Origin of the sequence: Bordetella petrii (genome assembly GCF_020991325.1) — a bacterium.
GTDB classification, from domain to species: Bacteria; Pseudomonadota; Gammaproteobacteria; order Burkholderiales; family Burkholderiaceae_B; genus Bordetella_A; species Bordetella_A petrii_E.
Genome location: NZ_JAJMLX010000514.1, coordinates 1 through 1029, shown reverse-complemented (window position 1 = coordinate 1029; position 1029 = coordinate 1). Strand labels below are relative to the sequence as shown.

Annotated in this window: 2 protein-coding genes; both read right to left on the bottom strand. The window is 69.7% G+C overall.

Features of this window, described 5'->3' with window-relative positions; all coding sequences use genetic code 11:
* A partial coding sequence (locus LPZ50_RS25050; RefSeq protein ID WP_230665526.1) for a LysR family transcriptional regulator occupies positions 1-235 on the bottom strand: 235 nt, incomplete at its 3' end.
* An 8-nt stretch (positions 236-243) separates the two neighbouring features.
* On the bottom strand, positions 244-1020 hold the full coding sequence (locus LPZ50_RS25045) for a M48 family metallopeptidase (RefSeq protein ID WP_230665527.1): 777 nt from the start codon (positions 1018-1020) through the stop codon (positions 244-246).
* Between the last annotated feature and the right edge of the window lie 9 nt (positions 1021-1029).

Below are 1029 nucleotides of genomic sequence, written 5' to 3'. Positions count from 1 at the left end.
CCGCGCCGTCGGCATGGCGCAGCGCCAGCTGCGCCTGGCGCAGGAAAGCCAGCCCGGCGTCGGTGGGCACCACGCCGCCGGATGTTCGGGTCAGCAGGCGGGTGGCCAGTTCGCTTTCCAGGCGGCTGATCTGCTGGCTGAGCGCCGAGGTAACCACGCCCAGCTCGGCCGCCGCGCGGCCCATGCTGCCGCACTCGGCCACTTTGACGAAATAGCGCAGTTGGCGCAGTTCCATGGCGGTTCCTAGAACTGCGGCAGGCTGGCGGGGTCGTGCCGTCGCAGCACGCTCTTGGCGGCTTCGAAATCGGGCAGGATACTGCCGACCTCGGCCCAGAAGTCGCGGCTGTGGTTCATTTCGCGCAGGTGGGCAAGTTCGTGCGCGATGACGTAATCGATGATGGCCGGCGCGAAATGGATCAGGCGCCAGTTCAGCATGATGTTGCCGTCGCTGGTGCAGGACCCCCAGCGCGTGGCCGCCGACGACAGGCGCCAGCGGCGGATTTTCAGGCCGCTGACCTGCAGGAAATGTGCCAGCCGGGCGCCGAACAGCGTACCCGCGCGCTGTTGCAGCCAGGCTTGCGCGGCGTCGCGGATGCGGGACGGGTCGGCGTCGCCGGGCAGCGCCAGCCAGAGCGTGTCGCCATCGTTGGGCGCATCGGCGTCGCCCGACAGGCAGGCCTGCCGGTGGTCGGAACCCAGCCCCAGCACGATGCGCTTGCCCAGGTAGGGCAATTCGCCGCCGGCCTGCCAGCGCGTATGCGCCATGGCCAGCTGTTCCTTGCGGGCCTGCCAGTCGCGCAGCTTGGATAGTATCCAGCGGGCTTTTTCACGCACCGCGTCGTCGATCTGGGACAGCGTGACCCAGTTGGGCGCGGTGACGCGCAAGCCGTCGTCGGTAACCACAAAGCCTATGCTGCGGCGGCGCGAGCGCAGCAGCACGAAACCGATGCTTTGCTGGTCGGTGGCGACCTCGCGCCAGCGCGCGCCGGGCGGCAGGGGTTCGGGCCGCGGGGTGGGCACGGTGGTGGC